Consider the following 20,908-nt stretch of genomic DNA (forward strand, 5'->3'; position numbering starts at 1 on the left):
TTAGAATGGTACCGTCTAGGTGATATCTGATGTTAATCACGATCGCGCAGGTGGTTGCTATACAGCATGATACCGCTAGTGACGGTGGTCAGGGCGATACCAGCGATCAGACTAATGAACGGCTGATTTATCGCAATCAGGAAGTAGAATAGGGCGGTGAAACCGATTAGTTCAATGAGTGCCCACAGGCCAAGGTAGCGCCATGACCGTTTGGGTTTGTCTTCTATTGGGGTGCTGACATTAACAGACAAAATGATCATGGTAAAAACGGCAATCATCAGGACAATATACAACGGATTGTCGTACGTAAAGGCTTTCTGAAGATTGTTTTTTTGCCAGCCTTGCCAAAATAAAATCAGTAAGATAGCACTATTTTCAATTAACAACGTGGTACGGATGTTCTTGAAATTTTGTAAAATTAAACGTTCGTCACGAATCTTTTTCATGGCAGGGATCTCCTAACTGGGTTCGACCCAAAAGACAGTATCGAGTGTTTGGTTGAGTGCGTGACAGAGGTTGAGGCAGAGTTTCAGTGATGGGTTATAGGTGCCCTTTTCAATCAAACTCAGGGTTTGACGGGTGATGCCAGTCTTGCTGGCGAGTTCTTTTTGTGAGAATCCGGCCATTAACCGGTATTGCTTGACATGATTCGCGGTTAACACCTCCCTTTATGTAATATATATCTTCCATACAAAGCTAATTTTAGCCGTTACCAATTGCAATGTAAATATTGGATAGTTTGATTGAAATGTGAACAAATAAATGGTTGGCGTAGAGGTATGAGCGCAAAAAAATAGCCAATGACTTTGCAGCCTTGGCTAGTCGTGGAATTTCTCACGTTCCACGGAGTTACGAACATGTTAAGTATAGGCAAAATTATCGAAAAATACAATTAATTTATTAAAGGAGTTTGGCTTGACAGTTTAACAATGATAACGATTGCAAAAAATAAAAGTGAAATATTTCAGACAAACCTCTTGAATTTTAGTCTAGACCAATATACAATTGGACTATACCAAACAAAGAGGGAGTCAGTTAATTATGAAAGTTATCGTAGTAAAGGATCAAGCTGCCGGCGGAAAAGAAGGTTTCAAAGTATTTAAGAATGCTTTAGACAATGGTGCGAAAGTATTTGGGTTGGCAACTGGTTCGACACCCGTTACAACTTACAAAGAAATCGTTAATAGTGACTTAGATTTCAGTGACTGCACATCCGTTAACTTGGATGAATACGTTGGGATTGCACCAGACAACGACCAAAGTTATAAATACTTCATGCAAACTCATTTATTCAATGACAAGCCATTTAAGGAATCATTCTTGCCAAACGGTTTAGCTTCAGATCCAGAAGCTGAAGTTAAGCGTTACGACAAAGTGATTGACGAACACCCAATTGACTTACAAATCTTAGGGGTTGGCCGTAATGGTCACATTGGTTTTAACGAACCAGGTACTCCTCGCGATATTACGACGCACGTGGTTGATTTAACTGAATCAACCATTGAAGCTAACGCGCGGTTCTTCGCCAGCGAAAATGATGTTCCTAAGCAAGCCTTCTCAATGGGCTTAGCTTCCATCATGAAGAGCAAGCACTTATTGCTCGAAGCATTCGGCGAAAACAAGGCTGATGCGGTCAAGGGTATGATTGAAGGCCCAGATACCCCTGAATTACCAGCAAGTATCTTGCAAAACCATCCAGACGTTACCGTTATCATTGACGAAGCGGCTGCTAGCAAGTTAAGCAAGAAGTATTAATTTTAATTAAGTTAAAAATGAACTGAAAGCCGTGCTTCATAACGATTGCGTTGTGAAGCACGGCTTTTTAATAAGTACTCATGTAAAGTAAAAAATGATTCGACTACTAGGATAGTTAGCAGTTGAATCATTTTTGGCTTATTCATAGATTTTGTCCTTTTTCCCAAGTCGTTTTCGATAACAACAGCCCTTGCTTAACTAAAGTATCAAACAACGCATGGGTCCGGTTGGAAATTTCGGCGGCGGTTTCGCTATTGGCTTTGGTCAAGAAATCGGTCGGATTGCCGGTAATGGCTGCGTCGGTTGCAGCAACCCGGCCACGGGCATATGATTGGCACCCGTCGCGATAGGCATTGACCGTTTCAGAAAATTCATGCCAGTGTGGTTCAATCAAGACGGAGAGCGTTTTTGATAACCAGTAGACGTTATCAACGCTGACCGTGCTAGTTGTATTGCGATAATCAATCGGCGTGTCATTGATGTTGGTAAAGAAGGGCACGTATGGGGCGTAAGCGAAGAAACCTAGTGCGATCCATTGAATGGCGGCTTGCTTAGCAGGCACGTCATTCCGGATTTGCAGAATAGATGAGCACTGATTGCGATCCATCGCGATAGACCGGTAACGTGTTTGTTCACGGGCGTTACCAGAAGCGAAAGTGCCAAATGGATCGTAAGGCGTCCCGTTATAGTGTGAAGATAAGAAGAACTGGACGTCTTCAATAGCCAATTTTTTGCTTGGTTGTCGGAATAGCGGCATGTTTTGATCAGTGGGATTCTGTTCGATTTCGGGATTAAATAGTTTTTGACCATACCATGTTCGCGGAGTGTTGTAATAAGCATCCGCCTCACTTTGGGTACCGAAGATTTCACGGAAATTAAAGTGACCGGGTGTTGGGTTGAGGTGATACTTTTCAACGAAGTCCACTAAATCACTGGCACCTAGGAAATTGTCGGTATCGTTGAGATCCATCTCTTGCACCACGGTTTGGTTGGGAACAATTGCGTAGGTGTCTTCGGGCATCCGAACTGCCCCCCAATGGTGACCACCAGCGGTTTCGAACAACCAGATATCGTCGTGATCGTTAAAGGCGATACTGTTGCTTTCACCAGTTCCGTATTTTTCAATTAGGGCACCTAAGCGTTGGACACCTTCCTTAGCACTTTTAATGTAGGGTAAAACGAGGGTGACCATGGCTTCTTCATCTACGCCATCATGGACGAGCGGATCATAACCGAGTACGCGGGCATTGGTGGCAGTGGTTTCAGTTGCGCTCATCCCGACATTTAATTCGTTGATCCCAGCTTCCTCGTACTGCCCATCGCTTTGATCGGCTTGGGGGGTTGCGGTGTAGCGGTAGGCATGGTCAGGCAGCGGAACGGTGACGCCGGTAGTTACGGAAGTGTAGCTGGCGTTAGTTTGGTCGTGGGCTTCGTGCACAATAAACTTAATCGGATTAATTGGGCCGTAGCCATCTTCGTTGCGGGCAACGATGGTCGAACCATCCATGCTAGCAGCTTTCCCAACCAATATTTCGGTACAATCAGTGTCTTTTTTCATTACATAGGTCACTCCTTAGTTAATTATAAGTATAGGAGCTTGCGGGGGGATTTCAACGTTAAATCGTATTCGTAATCATTTAAATAATAAAATGATGAGAAAATTGCCAGGTGTTTTCTGCATAAAATGTTGAATTTGATTGTGAAAATTAAATCATAGCTGACGAAAAAAGTTTAATTAGTCTGCTGGTATTGCCGATATAAAAGTTTTTATCGATACTGTGCCAAATTTTAACTTTGTGAATTAGTGAGTTTAATTGTGGCACAGTTTCCTGTGCCACGGGTCTAACTAGAAGTTCTTGAAACCGCTTACCCCGATGGATATGATTAAGTTGTTAAGAAAAAGGAAGGAGCTTTACCTAATGAGTGAAAATGTAAATACGAATGCAACCCAAAGCGCTCCTGTTGCGAAAAAGAAACTGGGCGTTAAGGCACGCGTTCAAAAATTTGGGAGTGCACTAAGTAATATGGTTATGCCGAACATCGGCGCCTTCATTGCTTGGGGCTTAATTACCGCCATCTTTATGGCTGGTGGTTGGTGGCCTAATGCTGGATTAGCTAAGATGATTCAACCAATGGTCCATTATTTATTGCCATTATTGATAGCGTTTACTGGTGGGACTTTGTTTGCCGGTCATCGTGGTGGGGTCGTTGGTGCGATTGCCACTATGGGGGTCATCGTTGGTTCTTCAATCCCAATGTTTATCGGTGCCATGATTATGGGGCCTTTAGGCGGTTGGTGCATTAAGAAGTGGGATGACGCCATTTCCGATAAGATTAAGAGCGGGTTTGAAATGTTGGTTAACAACTTCTCCGCTGGGATTATCGGGATGTTACTAGCAATCCTGGGTTACTTTGCAATCGGCCCATTGGTTGCTGGTGCAAGTGCTGCTATGGCTGCCGGTGTTGACTGGATCATTAAGATGAAGCTATTGCCATTAGCCAACGTCTTCATTGAACCAGCCAAGATTTTATTCTTAAACAATGCGATTAACCAAGGTATCTTAACACCGCTTGGGATTCAGGCTGCATCTAGTGCGGGTAAGTCAATTCTGTTCTTGCTCGAACCAGATCCAGGTCCAGGTCTTGGGGTCTTATTAGCCTTTGCCTTGTTTGGTAAAGGGACTGCTAAGGCTTCTGCACCCAGTGCGATTATTATTCATTTTCTTGGTGGGATTCATGAAATTTATTTCCCATACGTATTAATGAAGCCAGCATTGTTCCTAGCTGTTATCGCTGGTGGGGTTACTGGGACAGCCACATTCAGTTTACTAAACGTTGGTTTACGTTCAACACCTTCACCTGGTTCCATTATTTCATTACTATTAATGTCACCAAAGAGTATTTCTAACTACATTGGTTTAATTATCGGGGTAACGTTAGCAACCTTAGCATCATTTATCGTTGCCGCAATTGTCTTGAAACGTGATAAGTCGACCAGTGATGATGACTTAGCCGCTGCTCAAGGTAAAATGAGCGATATGAAGAGCGGCAATACTGAAGCCGGCAGTGCTACTGACGCTGAACCAGCTGATGTGATTGCTTCATACAAAGATGTTGACCATATTATCTTTGCCTGTGATGCCGGAATGGGATCATCCGCAATGGGGGCTTCCTTATTACGGGATAAAGTCAAGAAGGCTGGCATTAGCATGTCCGTCACCAACACGGCGATTAGCAATTTGAAAGACGAACCTGGTTTATTAGTGATTACGCAAAACGAATTAGCTGATCGGGCGGCTCAAAAAGCACCACACGCCTTACGGTTAGCCGTTGACAACTTCTTGAGCAGTCCAAAGTATGACCAAGTTGTGGTTAACTTAAAGGCTCGTGATCAAGTTAGCGATGCTGCACCTGCATCCGCAGCACCACAAGCAACGACGGCTGCACCCGACGACCTACCAGCTAACTTAGATTTGAGTGTTGTTGATGAAATTGTCTTTGTTCACCACGATGGTCATTTAGGAACAGCCACAATGGCAACGTCCTTGATGAAGGATCGGGTCAAGAAAGCCAACAAGCATGTGAGTGTTAAGAACTTAGGAATTGACGAATTGGCTGATAATAATAGTTTATTAGTTGTTTCAAGTGCAGAAGCAGCTAAAAACTTGAAGACCCGTTACACGCAGGTCCAAGTATTAATTACTGACGATCTATTGAGTTCACCTAAATATGATAAGATGGTATCAGAATTGAAATAAAATGATATTATTACCATTATCGTATGAGGTGGCATCATGGTTAAGTTTACACAACGTCAAGATGAGTTGCTACAGCTGCTACTAGCGAATCCCGCCGGCCTTTCAATGAGTCAGATTGAAACCGGTCTCAATAGTAGTCGCCGAACAATTTATCGCGAGTTCAGTAATTTGGAATTGGTATTAGCCAATGCTGATTTGAAAATTGTTAATGAGAAGCATCACTTTCAACTAAGTGGATCGCAGACGGCCCTGGCCAAGTTTCAAAGCCAATTGACAGCAGAGCGGAAGATTGCACCGGCGTTTGACTCACAAACGCGGCAAAACGCCCTAGCTTGTCGGTTACTGATGACGGGCCATTCCGTAAAATTAAAAGAACTTGCGCTTGACTTTGATGTGAGCGTTGCAACGATTTCAAACGATTTGACGGCATTAGCAACGCCATTCGCTGACTACGACTTATCGATTGAACGGTTGAAGTCCCGGGGTATTCAGGTGGCAGGGACTGAGGGTAGTATTCGTAATCTGTTTGCCACCATTTTGAATAATGAAATCAACGACTACGAGTTTTTTAAAACAATCGGGAAGCTGAACCAAGGCTTAGCAATATCAGCAAGTGATGAGCAATCGTATTTTTTGAACTTACTGGACGCCCAAACGTTGATTATCTGTTATCAAGCAGTGCGAAGTTTGAAGAAAAAGTACTTTTCTTCGGTGCCGGATGGTCAGCTACAACAGTTGATCATCACGTTGACGACGGGAGTAATGCGGTTACAGCATGAACGTCGGGTCACGTATTTGCGCGGGATCAATCGGGATGATTTCTTGAAATATCAACGGATTGCTCTGGCAATTATGACCCAACTACCCGCTGAGATTAAGACGGTGGTGACGGGAGCTGAAATTGATTTTCTCGCCCAGCAAATTAAGGGCTTGACGTTTCGAATCGATCAAGACGCGTCGCTATCGAATTATGATTTGCAACTAACGTATCGGGTCAAAAAGTTTATTGACGCGGTTGCGACTAACTTTAACTGGTCGTTTGGGACGGATGACCGCTTGTTGAATAACTTGACGGCACATATGCAAATTGCCCTACAACGTAACGGTGTTAATGGTCCCGTGCCGCCAACCGCTGAGTTACAAGAGGTCCGTGAACAGTATCCTAAGCTGTATTCGGCGGTGGTGCGCGGCTTCGCAACGATTTTTAAAGATCAGGATTTTACAACTGATGAGTTGACGTACTTGTTGATCCACTTTGCTAGTACGTATGAGCAACAGTTGAGTCACCAAGCACTCAAGGTTTTGGTCCTGTGCCCGAATGGGATGACGACGGCGCGAATTTTGAAAACGCGACTGATGCGGTTAGTACCTGAAATCACGGCTATCGAGGTTGCACGGATTGGTAATTTAGGCCAAGTTAATTTACAAGACTTTGACATGATTTTATCCACGACAACGTTACCGGGATTTAAGTTGAATTACCGCGTTGTCAGCCCACTGTTACTAGAAAACGAAGTCACTGCCTTACGGGAATATATTCATCAGTATTTTCCAAGCACCAAAGTGATCGATTCACCGGTTGATGAGCCGACGAAAATCAACTTGGATTTTGACACCGTTTACCAACAGATGACGATTGCTAAACAGATCTTAGACCGTTTCACTATCACGCCGATTCGCAACGATGATGAGACGGTGGCCGAGACGCTAGTTAAGATCACGCGGCATATTGATTCGAACTTGATTCATGATCCGCTAGAAGTTGCGGGCCGGTTGTTACACCGCTTAGGACTGGCGCCGGTCGGTATTCCCAATACGAACTTGGCGTTGGTGCATACGTTAAGTCAGGAAGTCACCGCACCATATTGTGCGATTTTCGAACTTGACCAGCCATTACCATTTAAGAGTATGGACAACCAATCGATTCGGTTGCAGCGAATCGTCCTAATGCTCGGGCCCGCCAATATCAGCGATTTTGAAAATCGGTTGATGGGTAAGTTAAGCGCACTAGTCATTGAAAGTCAGGCCAATACGCAGACGTTTATGACTGGCGATCGCCAGCAACTTTATCAATTAATTAGTAAAGCATTTTTGAACGAACTAACGAAATAGCGTAGGTGAAAACAATGGAAGCTTTAGATAAGAAAATGATTGCGTTGAACCAGCAAGTGGCTACGCAAGAAGAAGGCATCCGCTTAGCCGGTCAACTATTGGTCGATGGCGGTTGTGTCGAACCAGAATACATTGATGCAATGCAGGCTCGTAATCAGGATGTCTCCGTATATATGGGTAATTTCATTGCCATCCCCCATGGTACTGAAGATGGCATGAAGTATATTAAAAAGACCGGGATTTCCGTGGTCCAAGTACCAATGGGTGTGAGCTGGGGTAATCCAGATGATAACGATGATGATAAGACTGTAACGGTTATCTTCGGGATCGCTGGGTTGAACGGTGAACACTTGAACCTCTTGTCTCAGATTGCCATATACTGCAGCGACGTTGCCAACGTTGCTAAGTTAGCGGACGCTCAATCTGAAGATGAAATCATAAATCTATTAAAGGAAGTTGATTAGCATGTTAGACGTACATTTTGGCGCAGGGAATATTGGTCGGGGCTTCATTGGCGAAACCTTGGCTGACAACGGGTTTAAGATTACTTTCGTTGATGTTAATGATACTTTGATTGACGAATTAAACAAACGGAATGGTTATACCATTGAATTGGCTGCAGAAGGTCAAAAACATATTGAAGTTCACGATGTTAAGGGTATTAACAACGGTAAGGATCCTAAGGCGGTTGCTGAAGAAATTGCCCAAGCCGATATGGTTACGACTGCGATTGGACCTAAGATCTTGAAGTTCATCGCGCCATTAATTGCTGACGGGTTAAAGTTACGGCAAGCTAACAACAATACGACACCAATTGATATCATTGCTTGTGAAAACATGATTGGCGGGAGTCAGTCATTAAAGAAATCCGTTTATGAATCATTAAATGAAGACGAACAAGCTTGGGCTGACCAAAATGCGGGCTTCCCTAATGCCGCTGTTGACCGGATCGTACCGCTTCAAAAGCATGATGATCCATTGTTCGTTTCAGTTGAACCATTCAAGGAATGGGTTATCGACAAGTCCCAGATGAAAAACCCTAAGATTCAATTAAAGGGTGTTGATTATGCTGACGACTTGGAACCATACATTGAACGGAAACTCTTCTCCGTTAATACTGGTCATGCCACCGTAGCCTATACTGGTAACATGAAGGGCTACAAGACGATTGGCGAAGCGGTCAAGGATGACAGTGTTGTTGACCAAGCTAAGCACGTTTTAGGTGAAACCGGCGACTTGTTGATTCAAAAGTGGGGCTTTGATCCTGAAGTACACCATGCTTATCAAAAGAAGATTTTGAGTCGGTTTGAAAACCCATATATCTCTGATGATATTGAACGGGTCGGCCGGACACCAATTCGGAAATTAGGTTTCAACGAACGTTTCATTCGCCCAATTCGGGAATTGAAGGAACGTGGTCGCGATTACAGCGCCTTAGTTGATACAGTTGGTGAAATGTTCTTCTTCAACTATCCTAATGATAGTGAAAGTGTTAAGTTACAACAATTATTGAAGGATGAACCAATCGAACAAGTCATTCGCGAAACAACTGACTTGAAAGATGAAGATTTAGTTAATGAAATCAAAGCTGCTTACGAAAAGCACTTAGCTGCAACGAAGTAGTTCGATAAAAAAACTAATTACTAACCGCCATGGTAATTAGCTGCAAAAGGCGCCCAGAAATTTAATTCTGGGCGCCTTTTGCGTCTTGCCTGACAAAGAGTCACTTGATAGCAGCCATCGCTGGGCGAGTTAACTGGAACGATGAACGTGTAGGTAGCTTATTTTTAAGACTGGCAGCACACGTTAATTTGGATTGTAGGTAATGCTTGCCCTACCGAAGTAAGTCTGATGAGCAAGTATGTTGACCAGCATATGGCTACTTTTCCCAAAAATGCCACCAAGGTTTGGCCGCTTGACTGGCTTGTTGATCAAGTTGGTCAAGGACTTGGTTTAAGCGGTCACTGAGTGAATCTAAGCGCCGGATGATCATTTCTTGCTGCTTATAGAGCTCAGCATTAGTCGGGCCATCTGGCTTGGCCGCTGGTGCCATTTTGCTGGGATCGACGGTGGTTGTCGTGATGAGGGGCGACTTGGTGGTAGTTGCAGGCGCTGGTTTCTCAGACTGAGTCGTCGTTGCCGCCGGTTGTTTGGATGTCGGGACCTTAGAACCAAACGCCCGTCCTAGCGCAGTGGCTAACGTTGTGCCCTGTTCGGCGAGTTCGATGGCCGCCTGAAAAGTTTTTAAATCAGCGGCTGTATATAAGCGATGACTGTTATCGGCCGGGCGGAAGCGATTTTCATCGTTAAGCTGTTTTTCAACCATGGTGCTATATTTGCGCAACGTCACGGCTTTAATACCGAGTTGTTCAGCGGCGACGGAAGCGACTAATTCGGAGTCCTGTTCGGGACTGATTGTTTGTGTGGACACAAAAATTCCTCCTTTAGGTTATATCGTTTCTATAACGCTATTATATCGAATTTTTGATTGGTAGAACACCGATATACCAAGATTTTGTGACCTATGTACGTGATTCAGACCCGGAAGTCATAATTTTGTGGGAAAACATGCTATGATAGAACGGAAATCAATTGGAAATGAGGATTAGATATGATCGAACCAGTCGATAAGACGACTTTTGCGACGGTGGCTGATGGTACCGCGTTAACTGTGGTTGACTTTTGGGCGGATTGGTGTGGCCCTTGCAAGATGCAGGAACCAGTGCTTGAAGCGTTAGATGAACTGTACGATGGGCAAGTGAAATTTGCTTCGCTCGACGTTGATCAACATCAGGAAATTGCGCAACAATTTGAGATTATGAGTATTCCGGCGTTAGTGATATTCAAGAATGGCCAGCCCGCTGAAAAGGTGGTTGGTTTTCATCCCCAAGCAGCATTGAAGAAATATCTGGATCAAAAACTAGCCGAAGTGAAGCCTGCCTAACGAGCGTTATTTAACGGTAGCTGTTGAAGCAATCAATAAGTCCCCCCAGAAACGGTTACCGCATCTGGGGGACTTATTTTTCTTGGTGAGTAATTTACGCGTTATGACGTAATTGATAAGCTGCCCATGTGCTGAAAATGGCAATGCCAAGAATTGCGAGGTTAATGAGAATCGTTTCTGTCAGTGGCTGGGTTGATGGGGGAGAAATACCATTGTTCTAGTAAAAAAGTGTACAAAAACACGGGTGCGTAGAAGAAGCGGAGCCATCGTTGCTGGCGGTGTAACCACACCAGCGTAATTCCCGACAACCATATCAGTACTGATATAACAACCGTTGTCAGTGGACTAACTAGGATCGTCAGTGTGGCGATTATGGCTAGCAGATAGGGTGTTGTCATAAGTGGGTTCTTGAATGAGTTCATCAGTAGTGCCTCCTTATTGAAAAAGCTAATGCTCGTCTAATGTATATCGCGATAATCAAAGTGTTTGTATTGCCATCATAAAATAAAATATTTAAATAGTGATTTTGACAATAAATCAGTTTAGCTGTCAAGTTAGAAATCGTTAATAGTTTAAGGGGAAGCGCAACTAGAGATAGCGAGTTGGTGCGACTGCCCTATTAATAATTAAATTATTACCGGCTTTGCCAATATAATTAGCTAAGACCATGTTAAATTAAGTAGCGTAATTATGGTAAAGTGGGGGCTAATCATTGAAAAAATTGATTTGGGCATTACGGGTCGGTATCGTCCTCTTTGGTGTTTGTTTGGTGTGGGAACAAGTGCAGCTTGAACGGCATACAAGCCAGCGCCGGACCTATCATCAACGTCGGCTGCAGCGTAGTACCGCAGCAACGTTTAAGGCAATCCGTCAGCCACAACTTAGTGATTTTCCGGCAGCTAAGGTGGAAGCCGCACAAGTTTGGCTACACCTGAAGGGGACTCGGGTCATCAACGAGGCAACCCCGTTACATATCCGCAAAATTGCGGCCGGACAGCGAATTCAGCCAGACGATCCGCACAGCGCGGTCTATCATCACCAAATGACCCAGATTTATAGTGATGATTTACAAGATGCTACTAATAGTGTGATATACGCGCGGAATGCGGATAATACTGTATTGGTTGCGCATAGTCGTTCGGGGCAACGCTCGCAAGTGGGTCCGGTTGCCCAAAATGTTCACACAGCAATGCCAGCCGTTCAAAAGATGAAGATTCCGGCTAAACCATCCGCGACACTGCTTAAAGTCGTTCAACTGATCATTTAATATGGGGCAATTTAAAAGGCTAACCCACACGGTGGGTTAGCCTTTGGTGCGTGATGCTGGCCAGCTAATAGTGGTCATAGAGTTGCTCAATTAAGTCATCACTATTGGTAATGAGCTGGCGATTTAGTGAAATCAGATAGTCTGGTTGTGCTGGGTGAACGGCGTTGTAGAGCGTGTCTTCAATGAGACAGCCAGTCAGCGTGAACGACCGCTGCCGACCTTGAACAATGATGGTGAAGGAACGTCCACGACTAGTTACGATGACATTCAATCCCATTAAGTGGGTTAGGTTCAAACCTAACGTTGCAGTTGAATCAATTAATCCTGGTGTGCCAGTACGTTTAATCAAGACTAGGCATTCATCAATTCGTCGTAGCGAATTAAACATCGAAAATTTACTGGTGATGCGCGGGTCCGATTTGACAGCCCGCGGCCGCCGTACATATGGTCCAACGACTATGTTCATAATGATTCCCCCAAACCATTTAGTTGATTGGTTTAATCATAACTAGTGCGAACGATTAGTGCGAAAATTTCGGCGCGTGTTGGCAGTTAGTTGGGCCAGTTTACGGGTTATCTTTGGAAGCTTTACTAACGTTGTGACGGAAAACATCCAGTGTATACAAATTCGCAATTACTGGACGCAATGGCGTTCAGACCATTGATCAGTAATTGCGAATTGCGTAATCGTGATGTTAAAAATGAAGCTAGGCTTTTACTTTGTTGTCTGCTTTTCGTGCTTTAACGGCTAATTCGGGGAACCAAATTGCAATTTCGTGATGCGCATTTTCACGGCTATCTGAGGTATGGATAACATTTCGTAAAATACCGTCTGGATATTCATGAGAGAAATCCCCCCGAATTGTGCCAGGTTGTGCTTCGGCAGGCCGGGTGCTACCAGCTAAACGATGCACCGCTTTGACGACGCCAGTACCACTTACGATAATGGCGACGAGTGGACCTTCCATCATGTAGGTCTCGATTTCCTTAAAGTAAGGCTTACCAACCTTCTCACTGTAATGTTGTTGAAGTTGCTCCGCGGTTGCTTTAATAACCTTTAAGGCGGCAATTTGATAACCCTTGCGTTCTAACCGGGTGATAACCTCACCAATGTGTCCTTCACTGACACCATCGGGTTTAACTAGGACCAATGTTTTTTCAGAATTTGCCATAATACGTGACCTCCTCGCTTTTTGAAAGCGGTATCATTTATAACTTAAATTGTAGGTGACTTTGAGGGGTACGTCAACTAGAATCGCCGTTTTATCATGAAAATTGCTTGTAAATTGGCGTCAGCTGGTCAATAATTGGGACGCGAGAAGCGGGTTCAACTAGCTGAATTATTTTCTATCGTTGGAAGATATCGCTATAATAAAATTAGTAAATCATAAAAGGATTTGATACTCATGCCACCACTTGATTTAACTCATATTCGACAACATCATACGGTTGCTGAATTAATTGCGCTAGGAAAGGCGCGGCGCCAAGTCACCCCATTTGAAAAATTAGGGACATTTACACCGGTGAAACGAAACGCCAGTGATTATCTGAAACATGTGCGGGAGATGCTGGTACCAGAACTATTGCCATTGCGGCGTGAACGAATGTCTGCTTCGGCTTTTGCATTCTTCCGGGGATCAGTTGAGTTAATGGATTACGATTTGGATTACCAGTCGTCCACTGAAATTCCCGCCGTAGTTTGTGGCGATGCCCATATTGGTAACTTTGGATTCTATGCGTCACCAGAACGGCGACTGGTATTTGACTTAAATGACTTTGACGAAGCTGGCGTTCATCCGTGGGAATGGGATTTACGTCGGTTATTAGTTAGTGTGTTGCTAGCTGCTCGTGATTCTAACTTTAAACCAAAAAAGGTCGAAAAATTGATACAGGCGGCGAGTGCGAGTTATCGGGAAGCACTCAAACGGATGTTTGATCAGACGACGTTAGACCGTTTTTATCGCGATAACGAAGTTCAGGCTGTCTTGAACTTCGGTGGTGCTCCCGAAGATACGGCCGATTTAATTGCATCCTTGGTTAAAAAGGCTCAAAAACGTAATTCAGAACAAGTTGTGCGTAAGTTTACGGTCACTAATAGTCGCGGTGAACGGCAATTTAAGGAGAACGCGCCCCGTTCTGTCCATATTGATCGGCAAACTTATCAAGGGCTAAAGGCCGGAATTAGCGAGTATTTATTGAACGTACGGACCGATGTCGCTTTGCTGTTGTCGCAATATGAAGTTACTGATATTATTCGGCATAGTGTGGGCGTCGGGAGTTTTGGGTCACTATGTTACTTGGTTCTTCTGACGAGTACGGATGGTAGCCATATGGTGTTACAAATCAAGGAAGCTTTACCAACGCGGAAAGTCGGGAGCCAGTCGCGGCCAGCGTTAACGGCCGCCATGGAATTGACGGAAGGGCAACGGATCGTCAGTTCGCAACGCATTTTACAAGCAACCTCGGATGCGTTCCTGGGCTATTTCCAAATGGAAAATAAGAGTTTTTATGTCCGTCAATTTCGGGATATGAAGGAATCCATCGATATTCCAACCCTAGACTGGGGTCAATTCCAAGCCTATGCAAATACGTGCGCAATGATTTTGGCAAAGGCTCATGCGCAAAGTCCAACGGCGGCCATGATTCGGGGATACGTTGGTAATTCGGCGAAGTTTGATGAAGCCATGGCTAAATGGGCCACGGCGTATGTTGAACAAGTTGATAATGATTATCAAGATTTCTTAGATGTTTGATGGTTTAAACGAAGAGTTGATCAAATATCGCGCTGAAACGCGTGACGATTAGACGTGTATTGAAAATAAAGAAAGGGTCATCGGAATCATTGATACTCCGATGACCTTTTCTGTCGGTAATTAGACATAGACTAAAATATTTTTCTGGAGCGTAAGTCTTGATTTAACAACGTTTTTTGGCGATTGAACAAGTGATTTTGAAAATTGATAGGCTAAAATGGTTGCACTTTTTCAACAACTTGATATACTTACTATTAGTAAGTGAAACGAAGAAATTAGTTTTGAAAGGATTGTTTGATATGACAAAATATGGTGTAATTGTAGGTTCTATTCGTAAAAATTCTTATTCTAAAGGGGTCGCTGAAGCCATCGTTGCTGGGTTACCAGACGACGCTGAAGTAACGTACTTAAATATCGCTAAGTTGCCACTATATAACCAAGACTACGATGCGGATTCACCCGTAGAATATACAGAATTTCGTCAGGCCGTTGCGGCTCAAGATGCGTTCATCTTTGTCACACCTGAACATAACCGTAGTATCCCAGCAGCCTTGAAGAATGCTTTGGACGTTGCTTCACGTCCATGGGGTCAAAGTGTTTGGGGCGGCAAGCCTGCTTTGGTTGCTTCCCAATCGATCTCTGGTATCTCTGGCGTCTTAGCACACCATGTTTTACGTCAATCCTTGGTCTTCTTAGACATGCCAACGATGCAACAACCAGAATTGTACATCGGTAATACTGATAAGTTGGCTGATGAAAATGGTCATATCACAAATGAAGGCACCCAATCATTCTTAGCTGGTGCTGGTAAGCAATTCAGCGAATTTGCAGCGAAGTTTGTCAAATAATTGTGGATAATAAATAAATTTTCAAAGTAACGTAAAAACGTACTTATAAAATCAATTTTGATTTTATAAGTACGTTTTATTGTCGACACAATAACTGATACGAGCAAACGGTTATTCTAAGCCGCAGTTTTGATAAGAATCAAGCTTGATTGCTGGTTGTTTCATGATAAGCATGCAATTGAGTGGCAACTAGATGGGCCGGGTTACCGACCGCAGTAACGTGGGCGGGAACGCTATCTAAAACAATCGCACCAGCACCAATTTTACTGTTGGCGCCAATCGTAATAGGGCCCAAGAGTTGGGCGTGGGCACCAATGAAAGCACCGCGACAAACATAGGGATGCCGGCGCCCAGCTTGTTCGGTTTTACGTGCGCCTAAAGTGACGCCGTGTAAAATTGTAACGTCGTCTTCAATGACCGCCGTTGCACCAATGACAGTACCAATACCATGGTCAAAGAAGACCCGGTGACCAATTTGCGCGGCCGGGTGAATCAGAATCCCGGTACGCCGGGCCGCATGTTGGCTCAGCAAGGCGGCCAATAATGGTAAACGGTGTGTTTCAAAATAATGGGCAACCCGGTACCAGGCGAGCGCGTGAATACCAGGATAGGTCAACATAACTGTCCGCAAATTGATCGCGGCGGGGTCACGATTGAGAATGGCACGAGCCGTCTGAAACACCAGCTTAATCTGCCTGAATGCTAGCGAACCCGCGCTCAAGGTCTGCTAACAAATCGTCACTGGCTTCAACACCGACTGATAAGCGAATCAGCTCGTCTTTGATGCCATTCTGTAGCCGAATTGTGCGTGGGATGGCACCGTGAGTCATTAAGGCTGGAATTTCAATTAAACTTTCCAATGCTCCGAGACTTTCGGCGAGCGTGATGACTTGTAAATGTTCAACGAAGGTCTGGGGGTTCATTCCTGGTTGTAATTCAAACGAGATCATTGCGCCGAAGCCATTCATCTGTTGCTTGGCAATCGAAAAATCGGGATTATCAGGATCGCCTGGATAGTAAATCTTAGCAACTGCTGGGTGAGACTTTAAGTAAGTAAAGATTTTAGCGGCATTATTCAGGTGGGCTTGCATGCGCAATGCCAGAGTCTTCATACCACGTTGTAATAGCCAGCTTTCTTGCGGGGCCAAAATACTACCGATGGCATTTTGCAAGTAGCCGATTTTTTCGCCAAGTGCTGGCGTCTTGGTGACAACCAAGCCACCGATAACATCACTGTGACCACCGAGATACTTGGAAGCACTGTGTAAAACAATGTCAACGCCTAAATCCAGGGGCTTCTGGACGTATGGGGAGGCGAAGGTGTTGTCGATGATACTCAGTAAATCGTGTGCTTGCGCGAGCTTCGCAATGGCAGCAATATCCGTAATGTGTAATAACGGGTTCGTCGGTGTTTCCAAATAAATCGCCTTAGTTGTGGGGGTAATTGCGGCTTCAACGGCGGCCAAGTCACGCGTATCTACGGCTGTAAAAGTCATGCCAAAGTGTTTCAAAACGGCGTCGATCAAGCGGAAGGTGCCACCGTAGACATCATTTCCCACAATAATGTGATCACCAGCCGAGAATAGTGAGAAGACGGTATTAATGGCAGCGGAGCCAGAAGCAAATGCGAAGCCAGCGCTGCCATGTTCGAGGGTGGCAATTAATGCTTCGACGGCGGCCCGGGTTGGATTTCCCGTCCGTGAATATTCGTATTGATTTTGACCGATTTTTGTTTGGCGGAAGGTCGAGGCCATGTAGATGGGTACCGAAGTCGCGCCAGTAGTGGCGTCCTCACTGATACCACCGTGAATTAATTGGGTTTCAAATTTCATTGTTAAAGTCCTCATTTCGTATAGATTTTTTGGCTCAGATAACGCTCACTACTGTCTGGAAAGATGGTCACGATATGACTATTGGCAGGCAGGTTGGTGGCAAGTTGTAAACTAGCGGCTAGCGCAGCGCCGCTAGAACTGCCAATCAGTAAACCGTGGTCACGGGCTAGGTGTCGAACTTGGGCAAAGGCATCATCGTCCGCGATGGTCAGTGTCTGATCGATGCGAACCTGATCGAAAAATGGTGGGATGAATTCGACGCCGATTCCCTCAGTACGATGTGCGTGAGCCGGTCCACCATTTAAAATGGAACCTTCTGGCTCAACGACTACGGCTTTGGTTGCTGAATCTTGGGCTTGAAGATAAGCCGCTACTCCGGCAAATGTCCCACCGCTACCGGCTCCAGCGACGAAGGCGGTTATAGGTGCAGGCATGTCCGCCAGAATTTCTGGTGCCAGTGTGTGGTAATAAGCCGCGGGATTAGCCGGATTCTTGAATTGCATGGGGACGTAACTGTTGGAAATCGTTGCGGCTAGTGCCTCAGCTTTGCGAATGGCACCTTTGATTCCTTCCTCGCTAGGTGTATGAACAATTTCAGCACCCAATGCTTGCATTAAAACTTGTTTTTCCATACTGAACTTTTCTGGGACGACTAAGATGGTACGTAGGTGGTGCGCTTGAGTTGCTAAGGCTAAACCAATTCCGGTGTTACCAGCAGTTGGTTCAATAATCGTTGTCTTGGCGTTAACCCGGCCCCGTTGCAAGCCGTCTTCAATCAGATAGGCTCCCAGCCGGTCCTTAATACTGCCGCCGGGGTTGAACATTTCAAGTTTGGCATAGATGTGACTGTGATTTGGAACCTCGATGGGTAACGCCATCAGGGGGGTGTGGCCGATAAGTTCTTGAACGTGCTGAATGAGCATATAAATTCCTCCAATCGCTGCGGTGGGGTGCCAAAAGCGACAAAAAAGGCGCGAGAATTCGAATGAATTCCTCGCGCCCAGTACAATATCCAGCCATGCTGGACATTGATTTTTAGGATGACACTCCTCAAAAAGTCAATGCTTAACAGGCCGAACATCGCGATAAGCGCGCAGTTCGGCAACAACAGTTATTCAAAGCACTACTTGTTAATTGAGTCATGTCTGATCCTCCTCTGGATTAATTGGGACTAACTATACAAGATGATTTTGAGCGCGTCAAGTGGTGAATGACGATTTGCAATAAGCGGTAAAAGATGAAGATTGGCTGAGAACGTTATTGCATCAGCGTTAGTTTTGCCAAACGGGTGTCATTAAAATAAATATATTAGGTGGTTGAATTAGTTGATTGTGACCGAGGATAAAGGTGTTAAAATTTATCCAATATCAGTTTTTCGTGTCTTATAATCAAGACGTTTTCCAAGATACATATAACTAGTTTTATTCTGACAATAGCTAGTGAACGTGCTGTTGATAATAGCTAAAACAATCCCACCCTGATTAGCAAGTTACTAAACTAGGGTGGGATTGTTCGTGATTATAATTTAAATGATATTACTTATTCCATAAGTATTTAGCATCAAAATCATTATCGAATGATGATAAAATCTTAGGACCGTCATCGGTAACGACAAGGGTGTGCTCGTATTGGCAGCTAAGACTGCCATCTAAAGTGCGAACAGTCCAACCGTCATCGGCAGTTTCGCCAGAACGCCAGTCGCCAATGTTGACCATTGGTTCGATGGTAATGGTCATACCAGCTTTTAGACGAGTGCCGTGACCAGCTTCGCCATAATGTGGAACATCAGGCTTTTCGTGCATCGTCGGTCCAATACCATGACCAATGTATTCGCGTACAACGCCATAACCCATTTCGTTTTCAGTGTAATTCTGAATAGCCCAGCCGATATCACCAATTCGGTTGCCAACAACGGCTTGGTCAATACCGAGGTATAGCGCTTTATGGGTCACTTCCATGAGTTTTTTAACTTCGGGTGATGGTGTACCAGCAACAAAGGCGTGGCAAGAGTCACTAAGGTAGCCATGGTAGTTAATGACGGTATCAACTTTTAATAAGTCTCCATCTTTGACCAAGATATCTTTACTAGGACAGCCGTGACAAATCATGTCATTGACGCTGACACAAGTTGAGTACTTATAACCTTCAAAGTTGAGTTCGCCAGGAGTAGCGTCGTGTGCAACGATGTATTCGTAGGCAAAGTGGTCAACATCCCAAGTCGTAATTCCAGGCTTGATGTAATCTTCAAGGGCGTGAAACAGGCCAACCATGATGTCACCGGCAGCTTGCATCCCTTTGATTTCGCGATCTGATTTAAGCGTAATCATGAGGTTCCTCCAAAAAAATTAATTATATTGTGATGCTAAAAGTTTGTTCCTCTCCAGTATACTGCAAGCATTGTATTGCGACAAAACGCATTGTTTTGACCTGATATTGACAACGCTATCAGTAGGCCGAAACCAAAAAAATATAAAAAAATCAGCACGCCAAAAATACCAAATTGCCGGGGCGCAGTTGGATTAATCGTAAACAATTCAATATAAATTTGGAATTTTACCCTTTTCATCGGCCAAGATAATGATACAATATATTGTGTTGTTTTAAACAAAAGCACTACATGTAGTAGTGTGACGTGACTGGTTGGCCAACTAGACACCTACAACCGCATATGAAAACGGAAAGAGGAGCATGATTTTGAGTAATTATTTTAAATTCTTATCACACCAACTAAAAGGTTGGCCCCAACAGAACTACTATCTATTCTATTTTAGCCTAGGATGTCAAGTAATGACGTTAGTAAGTGCGCCAATTACAGCATTGTCTATTTTAACATTTATTGGGACCACTTTGGGTGTTCTTTGTGTGTTAGCCATTAATGCGGCTAAGTCAGTCAATGGATTATTAGGCGTCATCTCCGCCGCTTGCTTCATCGTAGTTGGTTTTTCAGCTAAGAACTATTTAAGCATTGGGGAACAATTAGCCTACGTCGTAACGCTTGATATTCCAGTACTATTAAGTGCTAATTGGAACGTCAACATGGTTTCAAAGATTCGGAAGTTTACGGGTAAGACGTGGATCGTCGCAATTGTCGCAACTTTAGTTGTTTATGCCATCTCCGGCTATCTTATTGGTGCCTTGACTGATGATCCCCGGCCATGGGTCGATGCCATTAGTTTTGCGATTTGTTTAACGGCCGGCGTTATTTGCTTCCTCCGTTACAACAACCAGTATTTCTGGTGGATTGCCTCTGGTTTAGCACAAATGGTCCTCTGGTTCATCTCGTTCCGTCAAGGTTCGGCGACACTAGCAATGTTCATTAATAGTTCCGTTTATCTGATGAACGATGTCTTGGCTTTCACTGTTTCACCTTGGTATAACAAACATGAGCGCGCTCGGTTGATGGCCGAAGAACAAGCAGCTAGTGATGCAGCTAGCGCGGATGCTAGTGATAATCAGGCATTTGGATTGAACCACTAATTTGAATATAATGAGCACGGCTGTTAATGCAGTCGTGCTTTTTGGTATGAGAAAAGCCCTATGATACTCGAGAAGGCCAGATTGGACTATAACAGAAGAATGTTCATAAGAGGCTGTGACATAACTAGCCTCTGTATAAGTAAATGGGACGAGAAACCGAAT

Annotated in this window: 20 protein-coding genes; 10 read left to right on the forward strand and 10 right to left on the reverse strand. The window is 44.3% G+C overall.

Going from position 1 to position 20,908, the window contains the following annotated elements; translation table 11 throughout:
* Nucleotides 1-32: 32 nt before the first annotated feature.
* Both MMY95_RS11410 and MMY95_RS11415 read right to left on the reverse strand, forming a co-directional pair.
* Nucleotides 33-446, reverse strand: coding sequence for a hypothetical protein (locus MMY95_RS11410; protein ID WP_003641815.1), 414 nt, complete (start codon nt 444-446; stop codon nt 33-35).
* 12 nt (nt 447-458) lie between these two features.
* Nucleotides 459-662 carry a helix-turn-helix transcriptional regulator gene (locus tag MMY95_RS11415; protein WP_003641816.1) on the reverse strand — a complete coding sequence of 68 codons (204 nt, stop codon included), beginning with the start codon at nt 660-662 and terminating at the stop codon, nt 459-461.
* A 379-nt stretch (nt 663-1,041) separates the two neighbouring features.
* On the opposite strand from MMY95_RS11415, the gene MMY95_RS11420 reads away from it, so the two are divergent.
* Entirely contained in the window at nt 1,042-1,755 is a 714-nt protein-coding gene (locus MMY95_RS11420; protein ID WP_104795492.1) for a glucosamine-6-phosphate deaminase, read from the forward strand.
* A gap of 142 nt (nt 1,756-1,897) precedes the next feature.
* On the opposite strand, the gene MMY95_RS11425 is transcribed toward MMY95_RS11420, so the two are convergent.
* Nucleotides 1,898-3,313, reverse strand: a complete 1,416-nt coding sequence (locus MMY95_RS11425) for a C69 family dipeptidase (protein WP_003643696.1) — start codon at nt 3,311-3,313, stop codon at nt 1,898-1,900.
* Nucleotides 3,314-3,674: 361 nt separating this feature from the next.
* Between MMY95_RS11425 and MMY95_RS11430 the strand changes: the two genes are divergently transcribed.
* The 4 genes from MMY95_RS11430 to MMY95_RS11445 are packed head-to-tail and all read left to right on the forward strand — an operon-like array spanning nt 3,675 to nt 9,248.
* On the forward strand, nt 3,675-5,513 hold the full coding sequence (locus MMY95_RS11430) for a PTS mannitol-specific transporter subunit IIBC (RefSeq protein WP_015379691.1): 1,839 nt from the start codon (nt 3,675-3,677) through the stop codon (nt 5,511-5,513).
* A 36-nt stretch (nt 5,514-5,549) separates the two neighbouring features.
* Nucleotides 5,550-7,625, forward strand: a complete 2,076-nt coding sequence (locus tag MMY95_RS11435; protein ID WP_015825069.1) for a PRD domain-containing protein — start codon at nt 5,550-5,552, stop codon at nt 7,623-7,625.
* Nucleotides 7,626-7,639: 14 nt separating this feature from the next.
* A complete protein-coding gene (locus MMY95_RS11440; protein ID WP_003641824.1) occupies nt 7,640-8,089 on the forward strand; it encodes a PTS sugar transporter subunit IIA in 450 nt (149 codons plus the stop codon).
* A 1-nt stretch (nt 8,090) separates the two neighbouring features.
* Nucleotides 8,091-9,248, forward strand: a complete 1,158-nt coding sequence (locus tag MMY95_RS11445) for a mannitol-1-phosphate 5-dehydrogenase (RefSeq protein WP_003643700.1) — start codon at nt 8,091-8,093, stop codon at nt 9,246-9,248.
* 256 nt (nt 9,249-9,504) lie between these two features.
* Here the strand turns inward: MMY95_RS11445 and MMY95_RS11450 are convergent, their stop codons facing one another.
* Nucleotides 9,505-10,056 (reverse strand): hypothetical protein, encoded by a 552-nt coding sequence (locus tag MMY95_RS11450; RefSeq protein ID WP_241277650.1) that lies wholly within the window; start codon nt 10,054-10,056, stop codon nt 9,505-9,507.
* A gap of 180 nt (nt 10,057-10,236) precedes the next feature.
* Here MMY95_RS11450 and trxA point away from each other — a divergent pair, with 180 nt between their 5' ends.
* Nucleotides 10,237-10,569, forward strand: a complete 333-nt coding sequence (gene trxA / locus MMY95_RS11455; RefSeq protein WP_003641827.1) for a thioredoxin — start codon at nt 10,237-10,239, stop codon at nt 10,567-10,569.
* A gap of 712 nt (nt 10,570-11,281) precedes the next feature.
* Complete coding sequence (locus MMY95_RS11460) at nt 11,282-11,836, forward strand: hypothetical protein (RefSeq protein WP_015825071.1); 555 nt, start codon at nt 11,282-11,284, stop codon at nt 11,834-11,836.
* Between the two features lie 64 nt (nt 11,837-11,900).
* Here the strand turns inward: MMY95_RS11460 and MMY95_RS11465 are convergent, their stop codons facing one another.
* Together MMY95_RS11465 and ndk are read right to left on the reverse strand one after the other, a co-directional pair.
* The gene (locus MMY95_RS11465) at nt 11,901-12,302 is read right to left on the reverse strand and encodes a hypothetical protein (protein ID WP_015825072.1); all 402 of its coding nucleotides are present in this window, start codon (nt 12,300-12,302) and stop codon (nt 11,901-11,903) included.
* Between the two features lie 241 nt (nt 12,303-12,543).
* Complete coding sequence (gene ndk, locus MMY95_RS11470; RefSeq protein ID WP_011100930.1) at nt 12,544-13,008, reverse strand: nucleoside-diphosphate kinase; 465 nt, start codon at nt 13,006-13,008, stop codon at nt 12,544-12,546.
* A gap of 234 nt (nt 13,009-13,242) precedes the next feature.
* Here ndk and MMY95_RS11475 point away from each other — a divergent pair, with 234 nt between their 5' ends.
* The gene (locus MMY95_RS11475; protein WP_003641832.1) at nt 13,243-14,589 is read left to right on the forward strand and encodes a DUF2252 domain-containing protein; all 1,347 of its coding nucleotides are present in this window, start codon (nt 13,243-13,245) and stop codon (nt 14,587-14,589) included.
* Nucleotides 14,590-14,888: 299 nt separating this feature from the next.
* Entirely contained in the window at nt 14,889-15,437 is a 549-nt protein-coding gene (locus tag MMY95_RS11480) for an NADPH-dependent FMN reductase (protein ID WP_003643701.1), read from the forward strand.
* A gap of 139 nt (nt 15,438-15,576) precedes the next feature.
* On the opposite strand, the gene epsC is transcribed toward MMY95_RS11480, so the two are convergent.
* The 4 genes from epsC to map all read right to left on the reverse strand — a co-directional run bounded on the left by epsC (nt 15,577) and on the right by map (nt 19,596).
* Nucleotides 15,577-16,119, reverse strand: coding sequence for a serine O-acetyltransferase EpsC (epsC, locus tag MMY95_RS11485; protein WP_003646384.1), 543 nt, complete (start codon nt 16,117-16,119; stop codon nt 15,577-15,579).
* A gap of 4 nt (nt 16,120-16,123) precedes the next feature.
* Nucleotides 16,124-17,269, reverse strand: a complete 1,146-nt coding sequence (locus tag MMY95_RS11490; RefSeq protein ID WP_003643702.1) for an aminotransferase class I/II-fold pyridoxal phosphate-dependent enzyme — start codon at nt 17,267-17,269, stop codon at nt 16,124-16,126.
* An 11-nt stretch (nt 17,270-17,280) separates the two neighbouring features.
* A complete protein-coding gene (locus MMY95_RS11495; RefSeq protein ID WP_015379705.1) occupies nt 17,281-18,192 on the reverse strand; it encodes a cysteine synthase family protein in 912 nt (303 codons plus the stop codon).
* Nucleotides 18,193-18,804: 612 nt separating this feature from the next.
* Complete coding sequence (gene map, locus MMY95_RS11500; RefSeq protein ID WP_087509342.1) at nt 18,805-19,596, reverse strand: type I methionyl aminopeptidase; 792 nt, start codon at nt 19,594-19,596, stop codon at nt 18,805-18,807.
* Between the two features lie 361 nt (nt 19,597-19,957).
* On the opposite strand from map, the gene pnuC reads away from it, so the two are divergent.
* Entirely contained in the window at nt 19,958-20,746 is a 789-nt protein-coding gene (gene pnuC, locus MMY95_RS11505; RefSeq protein WP_003641839.1) for a nicotinamide riboside transporter PnuC, read from the forward strand.
* Nucleotides 20,747-20,908: the final 162 nt, after the last annotated feature.

The sequence above is a fragment of the Lactiplantibacillus sp. ME-2 genome (assembly GCF_022549155.1).
GTDB classification, from domain to species: Bacteria; Bacillota; Bacilli; order Lactobacillales; family Lactobacillaceae; genus Lactiplantibacillus; species Lactiplantibacillus plantarum.

Coding starts and splice junctions, on each gene's coding strand:
- MMY95_RS11410 (WP_003641815.1), bottom strand. CDS start 446: ATGAAAAAGATTCGTGACGAACGTTTAATTTTACAAAATTTCAAGAAC.
- MMY95_RS11420 (WP_104795492.1), top strand. CDS start 1,042: ATGAAAGTTATCGTAGTAAAGGATCAAGCTGCCGGCGGAAAAGAAGGT.
- MMY95_RS11425 (WP_003643696.1), bottom strand. CDS start 3,313: ATGAAAAAAGACACTGATTGTACCGAAATATTGGTTGGGAAAGCTGCT.
- MMY95_RS11430 (WP_015379691.1), top strand. CDS start 3,675: ATGAGTGAAAATGTAAATACGAATGCAACCCAAAGCGCTCCTGTTGCG.
- MMY95_RS11435 (WP_015825069.1), top strand. CDS start 5,550: ATGGTTAAGTTTACACAACGTCAAGATGAGTTGCTACAGCTGCTACTA.
- MMY95_RS11440 (WP_003641824.1), top strand. CDS start 7,640: ATGGAAGCTTTAGATAAGAAAATGATTGCGTTGAACCAGCAAGTGGCT.
- MMY95_RS11445 (WP_003643700.1), top strand. CDS start 8,091: ATGTTAGACGTACATTTTGGCGCAGGGAATATTGGTCGGGGCTTCATT.
- trxA (WP_003641827.1), top strand. CDS start 10,237: ATGATCGAACCAGTCGATAAGACGACTTTTGCGACGGTGGCTGATGGT.
- MMY95_RS11465 (WP_015825072.1), bottom strand. CDS start 12,302: ATGAACATAGTCGTTGGACCATATGTACGGCGGCCGCGGGCTGTCAAA.
- ndk (WP_011100930.1), bottom strand. CDS start 13,008: ATGGCAAATTCTGAAAAAACATTGGTCCTAGTTAAACCCGATGGTGTC.
- MMY95_RS11475 (WP_003641832.1), top strand. CDS start 13,243: ATGCCACCACTTGATTTAACTCATATTCGACAACATCATACGGTTGCT.
- MMY95_RS11480 (WP_003643701.1), top strand. CDS start 14,889: ATGACAAAATATGGTGTAATTGTAGGTTCTATTCGTAAAAATTCTTAT.
- MMY95_RS11490 (WP_003643702.1), bottom strand. CDS start 17,269: ATGAAATTTGAAACCCAATTAATTCACGGTGGTATCAGTGAGGACGCC.
- MMY95_RS11495 (WP_015379705.1), bottom strand. CDS start 18,192: ATGCTCATTCAGCACGTTCAAGAACTTATCGGCCACACCCCCCTGATG.
- map (WP_087509342.1), bottom strand. CDS start 19,596: ATGATTACGCTTAAATCAGATCGCGAAATCAAAGGGATGCAAGCTGCC.
- pnuC (WP_003641839.1), top strand. CDS start 19,958: ATGATTTTGAGTAATTATTTTAAATTCTTATCACACCAACTAAAAGGT.